General features: G+C 49.5%; 15 protein-coding genes. 8 read left to right on the forward strand and 7 right to left on the reverse strand.

The window, feature by feature from the left end:
- Positions 1-21: 21 nt before the first annotated feature.
- Positions 22-1566: a RagB/SusD family nutrient uptake outer membrane protein gene (locus PRU_RS00760; RefSeq protein WP_013065237.1), complete on the forward strand. Its 1545-nt coding sequence runs from the start codon at positions 22-24 to the stop codon at positions 1564-1566.
- Here the strand turns inward: PRU_RS00760 and PRU_RS00765 are convergent.
- Complete coding sequence (locus tag PRU_RS00765; protein ID WP_013064709.1) at positions 1523-2710, reverse strand: aminoacetone oxidase family FAD-binding enzyme; 1188 nt, start codon at positions 2708-2710, stop codon at positions 1523-1525. The two genes, PRU_RS00760 and PRU_RS00765, sit on opposite strands and share 44 nt — an antisense overlap.
- Positions 2711-2738: 28 nt before the next feature.
- On the reverse strand, positions 2739-4799 hold the full coding sequence (locus PRU_RS00770; protein WP_013064205.1) for an acetate--CoA ligase family protein: 2061 nt from the start codon (positions 4797-4799) through the stop codon (positions 2739-2741).
- 114 nt (positions 4800-4913) lie between these two features.
- On the opposite strand from PRU_RS00770, the gene PRU_RS00775 reads away from it, so the two are divergent.
- The 7 genes from PRU_RS00775 to PRU_RS00805 all read left to right on the forward strand — a co-directional run bounded on the left by PRU_RS00775 (position 4914) and on the right by PRU_RS00805 (position 16628).
- Positions 4914-10214: an alpha-2-macroglobulin family protein gene (locus PRU_RS00775; RefSeq protein ID WP_041385494.1), complete on the forward strand. Its 5301-nt coding sequence runs from the start codon at positions 4914-4916 to the stop codon at positions 10212-10214.
- A gap of 14 nt (positions 10215-10228) precedes the next feature.
- Positions 10229-11299: a DUF1573 domain-containing protein gene (locus PRU_RS00780; RefSeq protein ID WP_013065746.1), complete on the forward strand. Its 1071-nt coding sequence runs from the start codon at positions 10229-10231 to the stop codon at positions 11297-11299.
- Positions 11300-11332: 33 nt separating this feature from the next.
- A complete protein-coding gene (gene meaB, locus PRU_RS00785) occupies positions 11333-12433 on the forward strand; it encodes a methylmalonyl Co-A mutase-associated GTPase MeaB (RefSeq protein ID WP_013065696.1) in 1101 nt (366 codons plus the stop codon).
- A 41-nt stretch (positions 12434-12474) separates the two neighbouring features.
- A complete protein-coding gene (locus PRU_RS00790) occupies positions 12475-13350 on the forward strand; it encodes a 4-hydroxy-3-methylbut-2-enyl diphosphate reductase (RefSeq protein WP_013063493.1) in 876 nt (291 codons plus the stop codon).
- Positions 13347-14015 (forward strand): B3/B4 domain-containing protein, encoded by a 669-nt coding sequence (locus PRU_RS00795; protein ID WP_013063797.1) that lies wholly within the window; start codon positions 13347-13349, stop codon positions 14013-14015. Before PRU_RS00790 ends, PRU_RS00795 begins: the two co-directional genes overlap by 4 nt.
- Before the next feature lie 715 nt (positions 14016-14730).
- Positions 14731-15501, forward strand: a complete 771-nt coding sequence (gene trmB / locus PRU_RS00800; protein WP_028908156.1) for a tRNA (guanosine(46)-N7)-methyltransferase TrmB — start codon at positions 14731-14733, stop codon at positions 15499-15501.
- Positions 15501-16628, forward strand: coding sequence for an Mrp/NBP35 family ATP-binding protein (locus PRU_RS00805; protein WP_013064606.1), 1128 nt, complete (start codon positions 15501-15503; stop codon positions 16626-16628). Before trmB ends, PRU_RS00805 begins: the two co-directional genes overlap by 1 nt.
- Positions 16629-16665: 37 nt before the next feature.
- On the opposite strand, the gene PRU_RS00810 is transcribed toward PRU_RS00805, so the two are convergent.
- The 5 genes from PRU_RS00810 to PRU_RS00830 all read right to left on the reverse strand — a co-directional run bounded on the left by PRU_RS00810 (position 16666) and on the right by PRU_RS00830 (position 21214).
- The gene (locus PRU_RS00810; RefSeq protein WP_041385495.1) at positions 16666-17199 is read right to left on the reverse strand and encodes a DUF805 domain-containing protein; all 534 of its coding nucleotides are present in this window, start codon (positions 17197-17199) and stop codon (positions 16666-16668) included.
- Positions 17200-17216: 17 nt separating this feature from the next.
- A complete protein-coding gene (locus PRU_RS00815; protein ID WP_258575527.1) occupies positions 17217-18248 on the reverse strand; it encodes a branched-chain amino acid aminotransferase in 1032 nt (343 codons plus the stop codon).
- A gap of 74 nt (positions 18249-18322) precedes the next feature.
- Positions 18323-18511, reverse strand: a complete 189-nt coding sequence (gene xseB, locus PRU_RS00820; RefSeq protein WP_013065600.1) for an exodeoxyribonuclease VII small subunit — start codon at positions 18509-18511, stop codon at positions 18323-18325.
- A 6-nt stretch (positions 18512-18517) separates the two neighbouring features.
- Complete coding sequence (xseA, locus tag PRU_RS00825) at positions 18518-19753, reverse strand: exodeoxyribonuclease VII large subunit (protein WP_013063189.1); 1236 nt, start codon at positions 19751-19753, stop codon at positions 18518-18520.
- Between the two features lie 18 nt (positions 19754-19771).
- Positions 19772-21214, reverse strand: coding sequence for a S8 family peptidase (locus tag PRU_RS00830; protein WP_041385496.1), 1443 nt, complete (start codon positions 21212-21214; stop codon positions 19772-19774).
- Positions 21215-21264 lie beyond the last annotated feature (50 nt).

The raw sequence follows: 21264 nt of genomic DNA on the forward strand, positions 1-21264 counted from the left end.
TAGTTAATAGTGAATAGTTTTATGAAAAAGTATATATATATAGGTATCGCAACGCTGGCACTCAGCGCTTGTAGCAAGGATTTCCTGGATACCGCTCCCGAGTCGGAGATGGGTACTCCCACCGTGCTCAGCAACACCCAGAATGCCGAGATGGCACTCAATGGTATCTGCAAGGCCATGACTACTCAGTATATGAGCAAGCAGGGCTGTAATGGCGAGGGCACCATCCTGAACTGGTATGGCACCTTTACAGGTAACGATGCTCAGAAGAGCAATAACTCTGGTTGGCAGGGTGTGTGGAACTCAACCTACCACCTGCGTCCAACTTCTGATTATACCGTTTATCCTTGGTTCTATTATTACAAGTTGGTGAGCAATGCCAATGCCATCATCAACAATATCGATGCTGCCGAGGGTGAGGAGAACGATAAGAAGTTTATCAAGGCTCAGGCCCTTACTTTCCGTGCTTACTCGTTCTTCCGTCTGGCTCAGCTCTACACCAACCGTTGGAGCGATCATCAGGGTAATACCGATGGTATCGTGCTGCGTGTCGACGAGAGTCTGGGCGAGCAGGCCATCGCTACTCAGGCCGAGACCTATCAGCAGATTTACAACGACCTCGACGAGGCCATTGCCCTCTATCAGCAGAGCGATCGCAAGCGCGAGGAGTTCTTCCAGCCCGGTCTCGATGTGGCCTATGCCGTTTATGCCAAGGCAGCTCTCAACCGCGAGGATTGGCAGAATGCTGCCAAGTATGCAGCTCTGGCTCGCGAGGGCCACAAGCTGATGACGGTTGAGCAGTATCAGGACGGTTTCCACACACCTAACAACGAGTGGATATGGGGTGTGTATGAGGATGAACAGCAGAACATCTCTTACTATAGCTTCTTTGCTTACATCGGTGCCAACTCAAGTGCCAGCAACTGCCGCACTTATCCTGTAGCCATCAGCAAGGAGCTCATCGATCAGATTCCTGCCAGCGACGTGCGCCGCTCGCTCTATCTGGTACCAACCGAAGAGGAGTATGCCGAGTGTAATGCAGCTGGTCGTAGCACTGGTATGCTCTACAACCGCGCAAAGGCTGAGTACAAGGATCGTTTGTATTTCGACCAGAGTGGCAAGCTTACCTCGCTTGTCTATGCTTATATGCAGTTTAAGTTCTTGGTTGACTTCTATCCTGGTGGTGGTTCGTTCCCCATCATCCGTGCAGCCGAGATGCTCTACACCGAGGCTGAGGCTGATATGCACCTGGGTAAGGAGACTGAGGCACAGCAGCTGTTGTTCGACGCTGTGAAGCAGTACGATGCTGCCTATGCCAAGAGCACCAAGACTGGCGACGACCTGATGACTGAGATTAAGTTGTATCGTCGTTTCGACCTCTTTGCCGAGGGTAACGACTGGTTCGACTACAAGCGTTGGGGACAGCCCATCGTTCGTAAGAACCGCAAGCAGGGTGGTAGCTTCTACGAGGGTGTGTTCGACATCACCATCCAGCCTGAGGAGACCAATGCATGGACATGGGTTATCCCTCAGAAGGAGACTGACTACAACGGGCTTGTTGACTAATGGCGCAAGCTACGGTATAAGCGGTGGTCCAAGCGGCTTGGAAATTAAAGCCACCTGTGACACCATCGATATCGAGAACCTCTCCAGCGAAATAAACGCTGGGGAGGTTTTTGCTTTCTAAGGTGTTGGGATTCACACTCGCCAAGTCGACACCGCCACAGGTCACAAACTCGTCCTTAAAGGCCGAACGACCTGCTATCTGGTACTGATCGTTGCACAGGGCATTGGTCAGTCGGTTCAGCTCCTTCTGGTTCAGATTCTGCCAACGGTTCTGGGCACGTTCGCCAAGGGTCTTGGCTACGAGGTAATCCCACAAACGGCTGGGCAATCCAAAGGGACGGATGGTGGCAATCTGTTTTTGCGGATGCTGGGCGATGATGGTGCGCAACTCCTGCTGGATGTCGGGCTCCTTGAGCGAGGTCCAGTTCACAGCCAAAGGCATCTGGTAGTTATGCTCGTGCAAATCGCGAGCGGCATGACTACTGAGCTTCAGAATGGCTGGTCCGCTCATGCCCCAGTGGGTGATGAGCAACGGACCGTTACTGCGGAACTTGGTGCCTGGGATCGAGGCGGTGGCATCTTCTACCACCGTGCCCATCAAGGCACGCAAGGCCTCGTCGGCAATGCTGAAGGTGAACAATGACGGAACGGGTTCGATGGTGGGTACGCCAGCCATCGATGCAGTACCACCACCTGTGGTGATGACCTTGAAATCAAAGTCGTTCAGCTCGTCGAGACTCTCGATTTTATGCTGGATGCATATCTCGATGTTCTTTCGGCGGGCTTCGGCCAAGAAGAGATTAATGATGGTATGCGAATCCTGTGAGGCGGGAAATACGCAGTTGTCGTCCTGGGTGGTAAGCTTTACCCCATGGTTCTCGAACCACGCATAGGCATCGCGGTAATCGAAGGTTTTAAACAGTCGTTTCAGCAAACGGTGCCCACGTGGATATACCTGTTGCAAATCGCTTACAGCCTCGAACGAGTTGGTGCAGTTACATCTGCCACCACCAGATACCTCGACCTTGGCCAGCACCTTCTTGGATTTCTCAAAAATGGTGATGTCCATATCGGGACACATTTCCTTGAGGTTAACGGCCAGGAAGAATCCAGCCGCACCTCCACCTACTATCGCAGTCTTCATTTTTACATTCTTACATTTTTACATTTTCTCATTTCTCAATGAGAATGCGAGCGTCAACGGCTACTACGTCGTTCTCGTCGGCCAGGAGCGGGTTAATGTCCATCTCCTTAATCTCTGTGGCGAAACGCAGCAGGGTTGACAGGCGCACGATAATCTCGGCAAACTTCTGCTCGTTGATGCCCTTCTGTCCGCGTGTACCTTTTAATATCTTGTAGCCCTTTAGCGAGTGAATCATCGAGTAGGCCTCGCCATAGCTCAATGGGGCCAAACCGCTTGATACATCCTTCAGCACCTCGACAAAGATGCCGCCCAAGCCGCACAGGATAACGTGGCCGAAACGCGTCTCGTACTTGGCACCGATAAACAGCTCGGTACCCTTCATCATCTTCTGTACCATCACGCCTGTGGCATCCTTAATCTTCATCATGCGGTCGAACTCCAACTCTAAGTGCTCGGGGGTGCGGATGTTCAGCGTTACACCACCCACATCGCTCTTGTGGATAGGACCAACTACCTTAGCCACTACGGGGAATCCCACACGTTCGGCAAAGGCACGTAGCTCTTCCTTGCTGGTGCTTACCATCTCGGGAACCTGGGGGATGCCTGCGCACGAGAGGATGTCGCGTACCACCTCGGGCGATACGTATCCATTGTTCTCGATACCCTTAATAATAATGTGTAAGCGGGGCAGGTCGATGCCATAAAGCTGCACCTCGGGTGGTGCAGGGCGTGGGGTGCGCATAATCTGACTGAGTGCTGTGGCCAGCGTCACCTCGTCGCTGAAGTTAACATGACCACGCTTCAGGAATTCCTCAACCTCGGGACCTGCTGTGTGCAGACTGGGTAGGATGGGGAAGATAGGCTTTTTGCACTCCTTGATTTTCTTGTCGAGCACATCGTAGGCCTCGTACAGATGGGTGAGGCCAGGGGTGCCGTAGATTACGGCGATGGCATCGATATGATCAAACTTGTTTTCGCAATAATCAATCACGGTACCCAACTGCTCGGCGGTACCTGTGGCTAAGAAATCGATAGGGTTGGCTACTGATGAACCTGGGAAGAGTTGTGCTTTCAGTTCGTCGGCCTCAGGACCTTCGATCTTGGGCACGTTCAGTCCGCCTTTCGACAGGGCATCGGTCAGCATCACGCCAGGACCGCCTGCATGGGTTACAATCGCAAAGTTCTTACCCTTCAGTTCGGGCAATGTGAAAATGCAACCCACGGTGGTGAGCTCCTCGCGTGAGAAACAGCGCACGATACCGGCCTTACGGAACAGCGCCTCTACAGCCGAATCGCTCGAGGCAATGGCACCTGTGTGCGATGAGGCAGCACGACTGCCACTCTCGCTCGAACCAGCCTTGATAGCTGCAATCCTACAACCCTTACGTATCAGGTTGCTGGCATGATACAACAACTTATCGGGGTTAGAGATATTCTCGATATAAAGCAGTTTTACCTTCGAATCGGTCTCGGGGTTAAAGCGCTCGTCCATATACTGTAGCACATCCTCGATACCAATCTGTTTACCGTTACCAATGCTCCATACGCTGTTAAACTGCAAGCCCTTGATAACCGCACTCTCAAGAATAAATACCGCTGTGGCACCCGATCCCGATACGAAATCAACACCCTGTGGATTCAGGTTGGGGATGGGCAGCGTAAACACACTATGGTGGTTGCGGTTCAGCAGTCCGATACAGTTAGGTCCGATGAGTGCTGCTCCGAACTTTTTGCACGTATCCAGGATGCGCTGTTCCAGTTCGGCACCCGCCTTGGTCTCCTCGCCAAATCCGGCTGAGATAATCACAAAGGCGCGCACCCCTTTCTCGGCACAAAGATAGTCCACATAATCGGGACAGAACTTGGCGGCCACCACGAGCACGGCCAAATCCGTGTTGGGGATATCCTTTACGTCATGATAGGCTTTGATTCCCTGCACTTCGTCTTCCTTGGGGTTTACGATGTGCAGCGGACCATCGAAACCACCATTCTTAATGTTACGTACTATAGCGCCACCGGGCTTATGCACGTTGTTAGAGCCGCCGATAACGACGATGCTCTTGGGATTCAATAATTGTTGGTTAATCATAGGTGCAAAGATAGTGCAAATCGAACAAAATACAAAATAAAAAACGTTATTTTTCTTTGTATTTGGGAAATAAATAGCTACCTTTGCATAGTTAAACCAATTAAAGTGGGCTTTATGAAGAAATTTCTCATCATAACTATAGCTTTGATCATGCCAATGTTCCTATTCGGACAATCCTATTCGGCACTCTGGAAACAGGTTTCAGAGGCTGAAGAGAAAGATCTGCCCAAGACCCAGTACGAGGTGCTGCAGAAGATTGTGAAGAAGGCCGAGAAGGAACAACAATACGGACAGCTGCTCAAGGCCGAACTCTATGCCGCCCAAACGATGGTGGATATCGCCCCTGATTCGCTGAAACCTGAGGTGGACCGCATTGTGGCACGCTATCAGAAGGCTACCGATAAGGTGCAGCGATTGGTTTACCAAACGGTGCTTTGGCAGATTGATAACGAGAACTATAGCATTGATTTAGGCATCAAGAAACCCCAGCTTACCCCCGAACTGTGCCAGTTGTTGGCTGCAACCAAGGAGCGCTCGTATCAGCCTTTTGTGGTGATGGGTGCCGATGCTTCGGTGTTTGGCAACGATATGCTGAGTGTGATAGGTGCCGAGTTGGGTGAGTATCAGCAGTTGCGCGATTATTATCAGAAGACAGGCAACCAGAAGGCCGTGAGCATTATCGATGCCCATCTGGCTATCGACAGATATAATGCACTGCCTTATAACACCCCCGCTGTGGATCGTATCGCTTTTATTGATGATGCCATTGCCAAGTGGGGTAGATGGCCTGAGATTAACTATCTGCGTAATGCCAAAAAAGAGCTCACCAATCCCCAGTTCCACCTGTCGTATCCCCTCTCTGTGGTTCGTCCCATGCAGGCCCAGCAGGTGATGCTGAATGATTTACGCCATCTGTCGCAACTCACTATGACGGTGTATCCCGTACGTTGCGAAGGTGATATCGAACACTCGCCATCAAGCGAAAAGGGCTGGACTAAGATCCGCCCGTTGTTAGGAGCCCCTGTGGTTACAGAAACGAAACATTTTGCCGCTCGCCCCGATTACGAGATTTTCGAAGATAGTATGACGCTGAAGGGTCTGCCTATAGGCATGTACCTGGTGGAGTTTAAGAGCAATCCCACTACCGAGGTGATTCGCACGCTGTATCATGTCACCAACGTCTTTACGATTGCCGAGGCCCAGCCCGATGGCAAAACACGTTACGAGGTGGTGAATGCTACGACTGGTCAGCCTATCGCCGATGCCCATCTGCGTATCAAGGAACGTCCATATTCGGTATTTGCCTATACCGATACCGACAAGGCGGGTGCAGTGCTGTATGGTAATGGTCGTTACGAATTCTACGGGGCTGATCGTACGGTGAATCAGACCGCTATTTTTACCGATCGCAGCATTTATCGTCCAGGTCAGACGGTACATGCTTCGGCATTGGTGTATCAGGTGGAGAAGGGCATCAAACAAACCGTTCGTGCCCATCAGACTTTAAAATTTGTGCTGCGCGATGCCAACCATAAGGTGGTGGCCGAGAAGCAGACCGAGAGCGATGCCTATGGTGTGGGGGCAGTAGATTTTACCCTACCTGCCAAGGGACTTACAGGCTTGTTTACCATCCAGGTTGAGAATGCCTCGCGGCCCATTCGTGTTGAGGAGTACAAGCGTCCCACATTCCATGTGGATTTTGCAGAATATAAGGATGCCTATAAGGCTGGCGATGTGCTTGATATCAAAGGTACAGCACTCAGCTATGCGGGTGTGCCTGTTCAGGATGCCAAGGTAGCGTATAAGGTATTGCGCCGTACCGCCCTTTGGTGGTGGTCGTACAATCGCTATTACGACGAGGGTGCTCTGGGCTACAGCAATCACGGTACCGAGATTTGTTCGGGCGAAGCTACCACCGATGCCGATGGTAACTTTGTGATAAAAATGCCACTGGAGATGCCCGAAACCAAGTACACTATGTTCTACAACTTTGTGTTGCAGGCCGATGTAACTGATATGGCTGGCGAAACGCACCAGGGACAGTTTACGTTGCCTTTGGGCAATCGTCCAACCGCACTCAGCATCGATCTCGACGAAAAAGTGCTGGTTGAAGATAACCCCCAAGCCACATTCCATCTGCGCAATGCCGCAGGTAAGGATATCGATGCCGAAGTACGTTATCGCATTGATGGAGGCGAGTGGCAGATGGCCAGAACAAATCAGCAGATAGCATTGGCTAAGTTGGCTTCTGGTAAGCATCGTGTAGAGGCTGCGTATGAGGATCAGACCATCGATCGAACCTTCGTGGTATTCTCGCTCGATGATGAGAAACCTGCTACTGATACAGATGATTGGTTCTACCAGTCGGCTACCCAGTTTCCTAACGACGGCACGCCTGTTACCATCCAGGTGGGTAGCTCGGATCAGAATGTGCATATCTTCTATAGCATCTTCTCGGGGCATAAGCTGATAGAGCAGGGGAGTGTGGATAAGAGTAACGAGCTGATAAACCGTAAGTTTACCTATCAGGATGAGTACGAAAACGGCTTGCTGCTTACCTTTGCTTGGGTAAAGAATGGCAAGTGTTATACCCATACCGCCCAGATACAGCGCCCTATGCCCAATAAGAAATTGACGCTGGAGTGGGCCACCTTCCGCGATCGTCTGACACCAGGACAGAAGGAAGAGTGGACACTGACCATCAAGGATTGTGAAGGCAACCCTGTTGACGCTAACTTGATGGCTACACTCTACGATCAGAGTCTGGATCAGTTGGCTAAGCATCAGTGGAATTTCCGTCCTTATCAGTGGATAGCAATGCCTTCGGTAAATTGGCAGTATGTTTCGCCCCGTAGCTTTGGCCGATTTGCATCGCACGATTGGAAGGGCTTTAGCTTTGACGGGATAGGTTTCAGCTTGTTTGATCACAATGTTTATCCCCAGGCATTCTATCGCCACTCGTTCCGCGGTGTTAAGACTTTGAGTCGTGGCCATGTGGGTGATGATATGATATTAGAAGTGGCCGAAGCCGCTCCTATGGCTGCCGATATGAAGATGATGAAGCAGAGCACCGATTCGGGGATCGCTTATGCCGCTAATGGTGCCGAAGAGGCTGCTAATGAAGAGCAGACTGCAGCATCAGATGTGCAGGTACGCGAAAATCTCAATGAAACCGCTTTCTTCTATCCCCAGCTTACTACCGATGCCAATGGTCGCGTGGCTATCAAGTTTACTTTGCCAGAGAGTTTGACTACCTGGCAGATGTTAGGCTTTGCGCACACGCGCGATTTACATTATGGTAACATTGCGGGTGAGGCTGTGGCTAAGAAGGATGTGATGATACAGCCTAACGTGCCTCGCTTTATCCGCGAGGGCGATAAGGCCACCATCTCTGCCCGTATCTTTAGCGAGAAACAGGCACAAGGCAAGGTAACCCTGCAGCTCATCAATGCCGAGACTAACGCCATCGTCTACGAAAAGTCGCAGCAAGTATCGCTCGCCGCAGGTTCTACAACCCCCGTCGAGTTTGAATGGTCAATGGTCCATGGTCCGCTCGGCTTTGCCGCTTGGCACGTCCAAGAATGTTCAATGTTGATCGTCAAAATGACGATCAGCGGTAAAGGCTTCAGCGATGGTGAGCAGCATTATCTGCCTGTATTGCCAGCTACCGAGCGAGTTACTGTTTCGCTGCCTATCACCCAGCACCAGCCTGGTACTGCTACCATCGATTTGAACAAGTTGGTTCCTGCTGATGCTAAGAACACCAAACTTACACTCGAATATACCAACAATCCCGTTTGGCTCATGGTGCAGGCTCTGCCAGCAGTAGGCTCGCCCAGCGACGATAACGCCATCTCACTGGCCGCCTCGTTCTATGCCAACGGACTGGGACGATATATCATCAATCAGAATCCACAGATCAAGAACGTGTTCGAGCTCTGGAAGCAGGAGCCTAACGAGGCCTCGCTCACCTCTCAACTGGAAAAGAATGAGGATTTGAAGAATCTTGTTCTGAACGAAACTCCTTGGGTGCTGGATGCCGACAACGAGACTGAACAGAAGCATCGCTTGGTTGACTTCTTCGACGAGAATCTGATGAACAACCGTCTTTCTACCACCGTCGAGAAGTTGCAGAAACTGCAGAACGCTGAGGGTGCGTGGACCTGGTTCCCGGGCATGCCAAGCTCGTTCTATACCACTGTAGCTGTAAGCGAAATGCTGGTACGCCTGAATTCCCTCACCCAGAAGCAGAGTTCTACCAGCACCATGCTGAATAAGGCCTTTGGCTATATGGGCAACGAGATAAAAGATCTGGTAAAGGAACTGAAGAAAGCCGAGAAGAAGGGCGAGGTTTACTTCCCAAGTTATAAGGCGCTACAGTGGCTGTATCTGGTAACCCTTGATGATCGCCAGTTGCCAGCCGATGTTCAGCAGGCCAACAGCTATCTCATCGAGCTACTTAAAAAAGATATCAAGCGTCAGAGCATTTACGATAAGGCCCTTGCAGCAGTCATCTTTGCCAAGGTTGATGCCAAGCGTGCTCAGGAATATGCCCAGTCGCTCAAGGAGTACACCGTTTACCGCGAGGATATGGGACGCTATTACGATACCCCACGTGCAGGTTACTCTTGGTTTGATTATAAGATTCCAACCCAGAGTATCGCCATCGAGGCCCTGCAGCAGTTAACTCCTGATGATGTGCAGACTATCGATGAGATGCAGCGCTGGTTGCTGCAGCAAAAGCGCACCCAGGCTTGGGATACACCTATCAACAGCGTGAATGCCGTTTATGCCTTCCTGAAAGGTCAGGAGAGCCGTTTGGCACAAAGCTCAAACATGCCTGCTGTCCGTATCGATGCCCGCACCGTTGCGCTGCCCAAGGCAACAGCAGCTATCGGCTATGTAAAGACCGAATTGCCAAAGGGTAAGCAACTCACCATCCGCAAAATCACCGATGGAACCTCATGGGGTGCCGTTTATGCCCAGTATTTCCAGCCCGCCAAGCAGGTTGAGAATAGCGGCAGTGGTCTCACCATCAAGCGCGAGTTCTTGAAAAATAATTGTCAATTGTCAACTGTCAATTATCAATTCACGGTCGGAGACCGTATCCGCGTCCGCCTTACCATCACTGCCGATCGCGATTACGATTTTGTGCAGGTGGTTGATAAGCGTGCGGCTTGCATGGAGCCCGTTAAGCCGTTGAGTGGTTATCATGCGGGTGCTTATATCACACCTCGCGATAATGCCACATGCTACTTCTTCGGCATGCTGTCGAAGGGTACCCATGTGATCGAAACCGAGTATTATATCGATCGAGCCGGAACCTACGAAACAGGTACCGCCACCGTAGAGTGTGCCTATGCACCCGAGTTCCGCGCCGTTACTCACTCGGAAACATTAAAGATTAAACATTAAATATTATAATATTGATGAAGAAATTAACAGTAATACTACTCTCAATTCTCGCTTCTCAGCTTTCGCCTCTCCAGGTGAATGCACAGCGTCTTACCGTAAAAACAACCACCATCGATGTGGGTGCTACGGGCTACGAACAGCCTGTTACAGCCACCTTCGAGATGCGTAACAAGGGTTTGCGCCGATTGGTTATTCAGAGTGTGAAACCCGATTGTGGTTGCACCAAAATAGAATATCCCAAAGAGGTGGGTATTGGCGAGCGATTCACTATTAAGATGACTTACGATGCCCGTATGTTAGGTCACTTCCAGAAGATGTGTCTGGTAAAGAGTAATGCTTCAAAAAAGCCGTTCTACCTTACCATGACGGGTGTGGTTAAGAGTGATTTCAGAGATTACTCGGGTGAGTATCCTATCGAGATGGGCGACCTGCTGTTGGATAAGGCCGTGCTTGAGTTCGATGATGTGAACAAGGGCGATGTGCCTGAGCAGGAGATTCACATCCTGAATAACGGAAAGAAGGCCATGCGTCCTAACCTGATGCACCTGCCTCCTTATCTCACCGCTATCACCAGTCCCGACCATCTGTTACCTGGTCGTGCGGCTACCATCAGCGTGAAGTTGCTCTCAGAGAAACTGCGTGATTATGGCTTGACCAAGACCACTCTTTATATGGCCCATAACCCAGGCGATAAGGTTCGTCAGGATTTCGCCATCGATGTGGCTACCGTACTGTTGCCCGATATGAAGCAGTTCGAGAAAGAGAATAAGGAACTGGCACCACAGTTGCAGATGTCGGCTACCGATGTGGATTTTACCGACTTTGGCGGCAAGACCAAGAAAACGGCTACTGTTACGTTGCAGAATACAGGTGTTTCGCCCTTGAAGATTACCTCGCTCCAGCTCTTTACGGCTGGCTTGAAGGTTACCCTCTCGAAGAGTGAGATTGCCCCAGGTCAGAGTGCTAACTTAAAGATTACGGGTATTGCCGAAGAGCTCCAGAAGCTTCGTACACGTCCCCGTATCCTGATGATTACCAACGATCCCGACCACGCCAAAGTGGTGGTCAACATCAAGTTGCAGTAAAAAGAATGTTCAATCTTCAATGTTCAATGTCATATGGAACATCCCGAAAATAGCTCAGAATATGCAGGCTTGCAGGTAAACAGTGGGGTAGAGCAACCCTCTATCGTTAACCCCTACCTCAAGCGTGGTCGTTTCCGTCGTCACGAACTCTCTGTAGGTGAGATGGTAGAAGGCATCCTCAAGGGCGATGTCACCATCCTCTCGCAGGCTGTTACGCTGATTGAGAGTGTGAATCCCGACCATCAGGCCCGTGCTCAGGAGGTGATCAACAAGTGCTTGCCTTATAGTGGCAATTCCATCCGCATTGGTATCAGTGGTGTACCAGGTGCAGGTAAAAGTACCTCGATCGACGAGTTCGGTATGCACGTACTCAAGGAGAAGGGTGGAAAGCTGGCTGTGCTGGCCATCGACCCTAGTAGTGAGCGCACCAAGGGCTCGATTCTGGGCGATAAAACACGTATGGAAAAGTTGGCACAACATCCGTCGTCGTTCATACGTCCTAGCCCATCAGCTGGCTCGTTGGGAGGTGTGGCCCGCAAGACTCGCGAGACGATTATTCTGTGCGAGGCCGCTGGTTTCGATAAGATATTTGTTGAGACCGTGGGTGTTGGTCAGAGCGAAACAGCCTGCCACTCGATGGTAGATTTCTTCCTGCTCATTCAGGTGGCTGGTACCGGCGACGAGTTGCAGGGTATTAAGCGCGGCATTATGGAGATAAGCGATGGCATCGTGATTAATAAGTGCGATGGCGATAATGTGGATCGTTGCCAGATGGCGGCTACCAATTTCCGTAATGCCCTCCACTTCTTCCCCATGCCCGATAGCGGTTGGAGTCCTAAGGTGCTATGCTACAGTGGATTCTACGGTACAGGCGTAAAAGAGATATTCGACATGATTTACGAGTATATCGATTTTGTAAAGGCCAACGGCTATTTTGCCTATCGTCGCAATGAGCAGGCTAAATACTGGATGTACGAGAGCATCAACGAGCATCTGCGACTCAACTTCTACAACAATCCCGCCATCCAGGCTCAGTTGGGCACCGCCGAAACTGCTGTTCTCGCAGGTCAGAAAACATCGTTCGTAGCTGCTCAGGATCTTCTCGACGAATATTTCTCTTTGCTCAAAAAATAATGTTTAATCTTTAATGTTTAATGTTTAATATTTAATCATTCATGATTATCGAAATAGATAACGGCAGTGGTTTCTGCTTCGGAGTTACCACCGCTATCAAAAAAGCCGAAGAAGAGCTCGCTCAGGGCGAAACACTCTATTGTTTAGGTGATATTGTACACAACGGTATGGAGTGCGAACGCCTGCGCGAGATGGGACTCATTACCATTAATCACGACCAGATGCGCGAACTGCACAACGCCAAAGTGTTGCTGCGTGCCCATGGCGAGCCTCCCGAAACCTACGAACTGGCCCGCAAAAACAATATCGAGATTATCGATGCTACCTGCCCTGTGGTGCTGAAACTGCAGAAGCGTATCAAGGAGCAGTACGAAACCTCGCCCAATCTTCCCGAAGGTGAGGAGGCACAGATTGTGATTTTTGGTAAGAAAGGTCATGCCGAAGTGCTTGGTCTGGTGGGTCAGACTCATAGTAGTGCGATTGTGATTGAGAGTAGCGACGAGGTGACTAAGCTTGATTTTACCCGCGATATCTACCTGTATTCGCAGACCACGAAATCGCTCGACGAGTTCCGTCGCATCATCGATTATATCCAGACGCATATCTCGCCCAACGCCACGTTTAAGAGTTTCGATACCATCTGTCGTTCGGTAGCCAACCGCATGCCCAATATCTCGCAGTTTGCCACCAAGCACGATCTGGTACTCTTTGTGTGTGGCCGAAAGAGTTCAAACGGCAAGGTGCTTTACAACGAGTGCCTGCGTGTAAACCCCAATACCCACCTGATTGAGGACCCACAGGAGATTGAGCCCGAGTGGTTGAAGGGTATCGAGAGTGTAGGTATTTGTGGTGCCACCAGCACGCCCCGTTGGTTGATGGAGCAGTGCCGCGACGCCATTCAGAATATGCAGCAATGATACAGGTAAGTGTGTCTTCCGAAATATCCAGCGTGTGCCCCAATTTTGTGGGGGCATGCGTTGAGGCTCAGGTGGTAAATACGCCTTATAGCGACCGTTTGTGGCATGCTATCCACGAGGTTGAGGAACGTTTGCGCCAAGAGCTTACTACCGAAAGCGTAAAGTCGTTGCCATCTATCGCCGCCACACGTGCGGTATATAAGTTATGTGGCAAGGATCCCTCACGCTATCGTCCTGCCTCTGAGCAGCTTATCCGTCGAATGCTACAGGGAAAGGAGCTTTACCAGATTGATACGTTGGTAGATCTGGTAAACCTGGCTTCGATTGCCTATGGTTACAGCATTGGTGGATTTGATGCCGATAAGTTTGTGGGGCCCGAACTGGTGCTAGGTGTTGGTAAAGAGGGTGAGCCCTACGAGGGTATCGGTCGCGGTCCGTTAAACATTGCCGGACTGCCCGTTTATCGAGATGCCCAAGGTGGTGTAGGTACGCCTACTAGCGACCATGAGCGCACCAAAATGACGCTCGGGACTACCCATCTCGTTGTGCTCATCAACGGCTACGATGGTAACGAAGAACGTGTTCGTGCCAATGCCGAATACATTCAGAAACTCCTTATCGATTACGCCCAGAGCGATGGCGGAACTATTACGCTATATAGATAATTTAGGTTCAGGTGGTTTTATTTCTTGCCGAAATTACCAAATTTTTTCATAAAAATATGGCATTAGCATATTTCTTGGCATTTTTGCTCCCACACGTGGGAAATATTTTTTCCACACGAGAGCGCTATTTTTTATGCTTGTAAAGGTTATACTGTATACGATTTGTGTAACGAATAATGTAAAATATTATGAACTATCTTTGTATTTGTGCGGATACAGAAATACAGAATACAGTTTTGTTGTGAGCATTGTCAATCCAAAAATTCAGTAATTCAGAATTCAGTTTTCTCATGAGCACAAAGATGACTCAGATATCAGATATCAGTTTATTTGGCTAAGCATTTGTAACTTTAAATATACTCTATTAGAATATTATATATTATTATATATATTATAATATATATAATAATATATAATATTTATAAGATTGATAATTAGAGAGTGAAGCGATAGTTGTATTAGCTCACAAGAAAACTGATATCTGATATCTGAGTCACACACAGATTATCCCTCTCCAAATAACCTGTATTCTGTATTCTGTATCCACTGATGTTTCTTTATCAGTGGATATATAGCTTCCTAAAAAACTGAATTACTGAATTCTGAATTTTCTCGCTCAGTTTAGATAAGTTGGTGGTATGGTGTTGCTAATAAAAAAACGAAAAAATTTGTTTTTTCGCTTACTTATTCGTACCTTTGCAGCACAATTTTGATTATGGGAAAAGGAAAGTTAGCTAAATTTGCGGACATGGAAACGTACGAGAACGTATTCCAGTATCCGTTTTCGGTGATTGAGAATGTGCCATTCGAGATGAAGGGGCACTGGCACGAGCAGTACTTCCACAATAATAACCCGATAGTGCTGGAACTTGGTTGCGGTAAGGGAGAATACACAGTGGAACTGGCCAAACTGTATCCCGACATGAACTTTATTGGCGTGGATATCAAAGGTGCACGTATGTGGACTGGTGCTACACAGGCCCTGAACGAGGGACTGAAGAATGTGGCTTTTCTGCGTACGAATATTGAAATAATTGAACGTTTTTTTGCAGAGGACGAGGTGCAGGAAATCTGGCTCACATTCAGCGATCCGCAGATGAAGAATCCTCGTAAGCGATTGACATCCACCTATTTTATGAACCGCTATCGTAAATTTCTGGTGGATGGCGGCGTGATACACCTGAAGACTGATTCGAACTTCCTCTTTACTTATAGTACCTATATGGTAGAGAAGAATGCGCTGCCCGTAATTTTCCGTACAGAGGATTTGTATCACGATGAGCGTATCGACGAGGGTACGAAGAAGATTCTGGCTATTCAGACTTATTACGAGGGTATGTGGATTGCCCGCGGACTGAATATTAAATATATGAAGTGGAATCTGCCTCGCAACGGCGAGCTGGTTGAACCCGAGGTGGAGATTGAACTGGACGACTATCGCTCGTATCACAGATCAAAAAGAAGTTCATTAGATAAGGCGAAATAATGGAAAATGTAATATACCCCAAGATGGTGATGGATGCCTTGGCTACGGTAACGTATGCAGGCACCAAGAAGAATGTGGTGGAGAGTGGTATGGTGGCTGATACACCTGCTGTGGCTGCTCCACAGAAGGATGGTGAGAACTGGAAAGTAAAGGTGGTGCTGGAGTTTCCACGCGATACCGATCCTTTCCTGAAATCAACTGTAAAAGCTGCCGAGGCGGCTATCAAATACCACTGCGGCAAGGAGGTGGAGGTAGAGATTGAAACAGAATTCAAGTCGAAACCACGTCCAGAGGTAGGCGAGATGCTGCCTGGCGTCAAGAATATTATTGCCGTTAGCTCGGGTAAGGGTGGTGTAGGTAAAAGCACCGTATCGGCTAACCTGGCTATCGCTTTGGCCCGTTTGGGTTACAAGGTGGGATTGCTTGATACCGATATCTTCGGTCCGTCAATGCCTAAGATGTTTAATGTTGAGGATGAACAGCCTTACGCTGTAAAGAAAGACGGTCGCGATTTGATTTGTCCCATCGAGAAGTACGGTGTTAAACTGCTGTCGATTGGTTTCTTTGTATCGCCAAACACTGCTACTCTGTGGCGTGGCGGTATGGCTACAAGTGCGCTGAAGCAGCTGATTGCTGATGCCGATTGGGGCGAACTCGACTATTTTATCCTGGATACACCTCCAGGCACCAGCGATATCCATCTTACATTGCTGCAAACACTGCCTATTACAGGCGCGGTGATTGTGTCAACCCCACAGCAGGTGGCTTTGGCTGATGCACGTAAGGGTATCGATATGTACCGCAACGAGAAGGTGAACGTGCCCATTCTCGGTTTGATTGAGAATATGGCCTGGTTTACACCCGCAGAGCTGCCCGAGAACAAGTATTATATATTTGGTAAGGAGGGTTGCAAGCAGTTGGCCGAGGAGATGCAGGTGCCTTTGCTGGCACAGATACCACTAGTACAGAGCATCTGCGACAATGGTGACAAGGGTACGCCCGCTGCTCTCACCAGCGAAACGGCTACCGGTCTGGCATTCATCAATCTGGCACAATCGGTTGTTACCGTTGTGAACAGGAGAAACAAAGAAAAGCCTGCCACGAAAATTGTAGGTATGCATAAATAAAAATAAAGCCCACTCGATGTTGAGTGGGCTTTATTATTTAAGCTTCTGTCTCGCTGATATATTTGGGCGAATCGCCGTACTGGTTGGCGGTTGGCTTGCTATCGAACAGACACATGATGATTACAATGAGTGCCGCAATGCCATGGATGGTGGACAGAAAACCAACGGAGGCAATCTCGCCTAAGTTGTTTTCTACAATCTTCTCTATGGCATGCTGGCTGGAAGAAATGTAGCTTGATTCTTCTATCAGCATGTTCATGCTTTTGGATGTGGCCACATGGAGATTGGCTACACAGCCTAAAGCATAGCTGACATAAACCCATAGTGCGCTCTTGCCTGAATCGTGCAGTCGACGAGCAGTTACTGCCAGACCGAAGAACATGGTGATAATCTCGATAATCACGCTAACCAGAATGTTGGAGGTGAGCAGCGTAATCAGCCATCCCACCACGATAATTACCAGCATCCACCACCAGAATTCTGAGCGACGGCTGCGGCCTTTGAAATCCAGAATACGACTAGAGGCCAGTTTGATTGCCTCTGCAAATCCGAGCGTAGGTAACTCTCTCATACTTTTCAAAGATCCGATTAGTCGATTACTACCGTAGTCCAACCGTGCTTGTCCTCGAGTTCGCCGTACTGAATACCACGGAGCGTATCGAAGAGTTTCTTTGACTGTGGACCTGGCTTGTCGCCGAATGAGTAGCGCTTGCCGGTATCGAGGTCGTCGATATAAGAAATAGGGCTGATAACAGCGGCTGTTCCGCAAGCGCCAGCCTCCTCAAAGGTCTCGAGCTCCTCCTCGGGGATAGGGCGGCGCTCAACCTTCATGCCCAGATCCTCAGCAACCTGCATCAAGCTCTTGTTGGTGATAGAGGGCAGGATAGAGGTCGACTCTGGTGTGATATAGGTGTTGTTCTTGATACCAAAGAAGTTGGCTGCACCGCACTCGTCGATGTACTTCTTCTCCTTTGCGTCGAGATAGAACTCGCAAGCATAGCCCTTTTCGTGAGCCAGGTTGTTGGCAAACAGGCTGGCAGCGTAGTTACCACCTACCTTATACTTACCTGTGCCGAGAGGGGCTGAACGGTCGTAATCGCGAACAATCACATAAGGATTGCTTGAGAAACCACCCTTGAAGTATGGGCCTACTGGTGTAACAAAGATGAGGAAACAGTACTCCTTAGAGGGGTGAACACCTACCTGAGCGCTGGTACCAATAAGCAGCGGACGAATATAGAGTGTTGCGCCACTCTCATAAGTAGGAATCCACTCCTGATTCAGGCGAACCACCTTCTTAACCATCTCGGTAAACAACTCGGTTGAAACCTCTGGCATCAAAATGCCGCGACAGGTGCTCTGCAGGCGCTTGGCATTCTCGTCAACGCGGAACACACGAACCTTGCCATCGGGGCAACGATAAGCCTTAAGACCCTCGAAAGCCTCCTGACCGTAGTGCAGACAGGTTGCAGCCATGTGCAGATTCAAATACTCGTCGGAGCAAACCTCGATTTCGCCCCACTTTCCATCGCGATAATAGCAACGTACGTTGTAGTCGGTCTTCATGTAGCCGAATGACAGACTACCCCAATCCAAATTCTTCATATTACTTTTTTCTATGTTTGAAATTTCAAATTTGCATGCAAAAGTATATAATTAATATCAAATTAGCAAAACTTTTAGCCTAAAATCTTTTATTCTGTAAGTATTTTCTTGATTTCGGCGTCGGTTTTGGTAAGTTTGTCCTTGCAGAGCTTGATTAACTGCTGGGCACGTTTAAGCTGCTCGGCCATCTGGTCGATGTCGAGTTCGTCGTTCTCCATCTTGTGTACGATGGACTGTAATTCGGCTATAGCAGCCTCGTATTTCAGTTCTTTTTCCATTGTATTTTATACGGATTTAATTACTGAGTGAATGGTACCCTTGGCTAGGCGGGTCTCGATTTCGGCGCCGGGGGGCAGCTGCGATGCGTCTTTTACGGCCCGGCCGTTATGCATAGTGATGCTGTAGCCGCGAGCCAGCAACAGGGTTGGGTCGAGGGCTTTGAGTTTCTCGTCCATCAGTTGCAGACGATGTCTCTCTGATGTGAATCGGCGCTCTATCAACATTGGCAGGCGGGTATAGAGGGCATCAATCTTAGCCTCCTGTCGGGTTTTTACAATCGAGAACAATCGGGGGATAGCCTCGGATATAATTGACAATTGAGAATTGGCAATTGAAAATTTTTGCTGAACGTAGTGCGTAATCATGCTCTGGGCTCCTTCGATGGTTTCGAGTACGCCCTTCAGGTGGTCGATGAGCAAGGCGGCTGCAGCTGTGGGTGTTTTTACGCGGGTGTGCGATATCATATCGAGTATGCTCTCGTCGCGCTCATGGCCGATACCTGTTATGATAGGTATTGGGAAGTTGGCCACATTTTCGGCCAAAGCCAAGGTGTCGAAACCGCTCATATCGCTGGTAGCACCACCACCACGGATAATCACTACGCAATCAAATGGCATATCGTAAATCTGCTCCAGAGCACTGATGATGCTCTGTTCAACGCCCTCGCCCTGCATGATAGCAGGAAAGAGCTGTGTCTCGAATTTAAAGCCGTAAGGGTTATCAGCCAGTTGGTTGCAGAAATCGCCGTAGCCAGCGGCTGTTTGCGATGAGATAACGGCAATACGCTGGCAGAAAACGGGTAACTGTAGTTCCTTTTGCAGGTCGAACACGCCCTCGGCCTTAAGCTTCTGGATGATTTCCTGACGCTTGCGGGCCATATCGCCTAAGGTGTAGGTGGGGTCGATGTCGGTCACGATCCACGAGAAACCGTAAGCCTCGTGAAACTGCGGGTAAACCTGTAGCAGCACTTTCATACCGGCATGCAGTTGTTGACCGGTAGTGCGCTCGAAGTAAGGACGGATGGTGAGCCACTTGTTGGCCCAGCATTTGGCTGAGGCTTTGGCGATAGGTGTGGCGGTTTGTTCATCCTTCTGAATAAGCTCCATATAACAATGACCACGTGATTCGCGGCACTCGCTGAGTTCGGCTTCTACCCAGTATTCCATGGGCAAAGCATCCTCGATAGCCTCGCGTACCAAGCGGTTAAGCTCGAATAATGTGATATGGCGCTCTGTATTCAACTTTTTAATTCTTCGGTTTTACTTTATCTTTCCAATCATGTACGCCCGCCAGAAATTAGGGGTACCGTAGCCGTAGATATTATCGGGCTTCTGATAACTATCGCTGTTCTGGCGTACCAGATTAATGATTTCGAGAGCTGTTTTCTCGGGTAAGGCCTGCCACAAGCAAGCAACCAGTCCGGCTACGATGGGGGTTGAGAACGAGGTTCCCATATCGCGAACAATACCGCCACGCCCTGAAATAAGGTTGGCAGGACTGCCCAGGGCCATCACGTCGGGTTTGATACGCATATCCTGTGTAGGTCCAACGCCGCTAAAGGGGGCGTTTACACGTTGATGATTCAGTGCGCCCACCGTCAGGCAGTTATCGGCATCGGCTGGGAAAGTGATTTTCTTCCAAGGGCCCATGCCGCTATTTCCAGCTGAGTTTACCAGTACCATGCCCTTTTGTGCCACCATCGACGCTGTGCGCGATATGAGGGCTGTGCGACCATCCAGATCGTGCTGGTGGTAATAGCCATGACGGTTATCGTATTCGGTGTAGCCTAAGCTCGATGTGATGATGTCGGCGCCTAACGAGTCGGCAAACTCGGCAGCCATCGCCCAATAATCCTCCTCGACAGGCTGCTCGGTTTCCTGATCCTCGCATCGCAGCAGCCAGTAATGGGCATCGGGGGCTGTACCTATCAGCACCTCAGGCTCGTTGGCGGCCATGGTCGACAGGACCTTGGTGCCATGATCGGTTTCCTGATAAAAGTTGGGACTATTGGGGTAAACAAAGTCTTTTACGCCTGATATGATAGCGTGCTGAAAGGTGGGTAGAACGTTGCAGTTCTGGAATCCGCCATCGAGCACGGCGATGGTGATGCCTTTTCCACGACAACCGATATTATGCAAACGATGACCGTTTAGCATCTCGATCTGTTCGCGACCATGACCATAGAAAGATCCTTTCAGACTGTCCCATGAGTTGAATCCTGCGTTGGCCTTTATCTTGATTTGACGCTCGATGCTATCGGGGGCTTCCCACACCATCTCGCAGTTCTTTACGTAAGCTTGCTCGCCCAAACGACGCAAAAAAGTGGTGTCGGCCGAACGAACCAATACGGTGTTGTTCCATCGGCTGGTACCGATAACCATCGATTCGGTTTGTGAGCGTTTAACGTTGCGATTGGCATCGTTGATCATGCGATCGATGGCTTTCAAGTAGCCGCTGCTTACGGGCAGGTCGGTAGAATCCAAGGGTAATCCCTGCTTGCGGCGGCGCTCAATACTTTTGTGCGAGAGCCAGCGCTGAGGGCGGTCGAGCGTATAACTTGATTCGCGTTTATCCTGCAAAGTATAACGCCAAATATAGCATTTGCCCCCAGGATATTTCCTCTTGGGAAGTGTGGCTGCACTGGCTGTTATGGCGCAGAAAAGTGCGGCAATCAGTAGGTTTATCAAACGTAAATTGGTCATTCAATTTGATTTTACGAGTGCAAAGATACAAAGATTATTTTAAAAAGTGC

The sequence above is a fragment of the Xylanibacter ruminicola 23 genome (genome assembly GCF_000025925.1).
GTDB classification, from domain to species: Bacteria; Bacteroidota; Bacteroidia; order Bacteroidales; family Bacteroidaceae; genus Prevotella; species Prevotella ruminicola.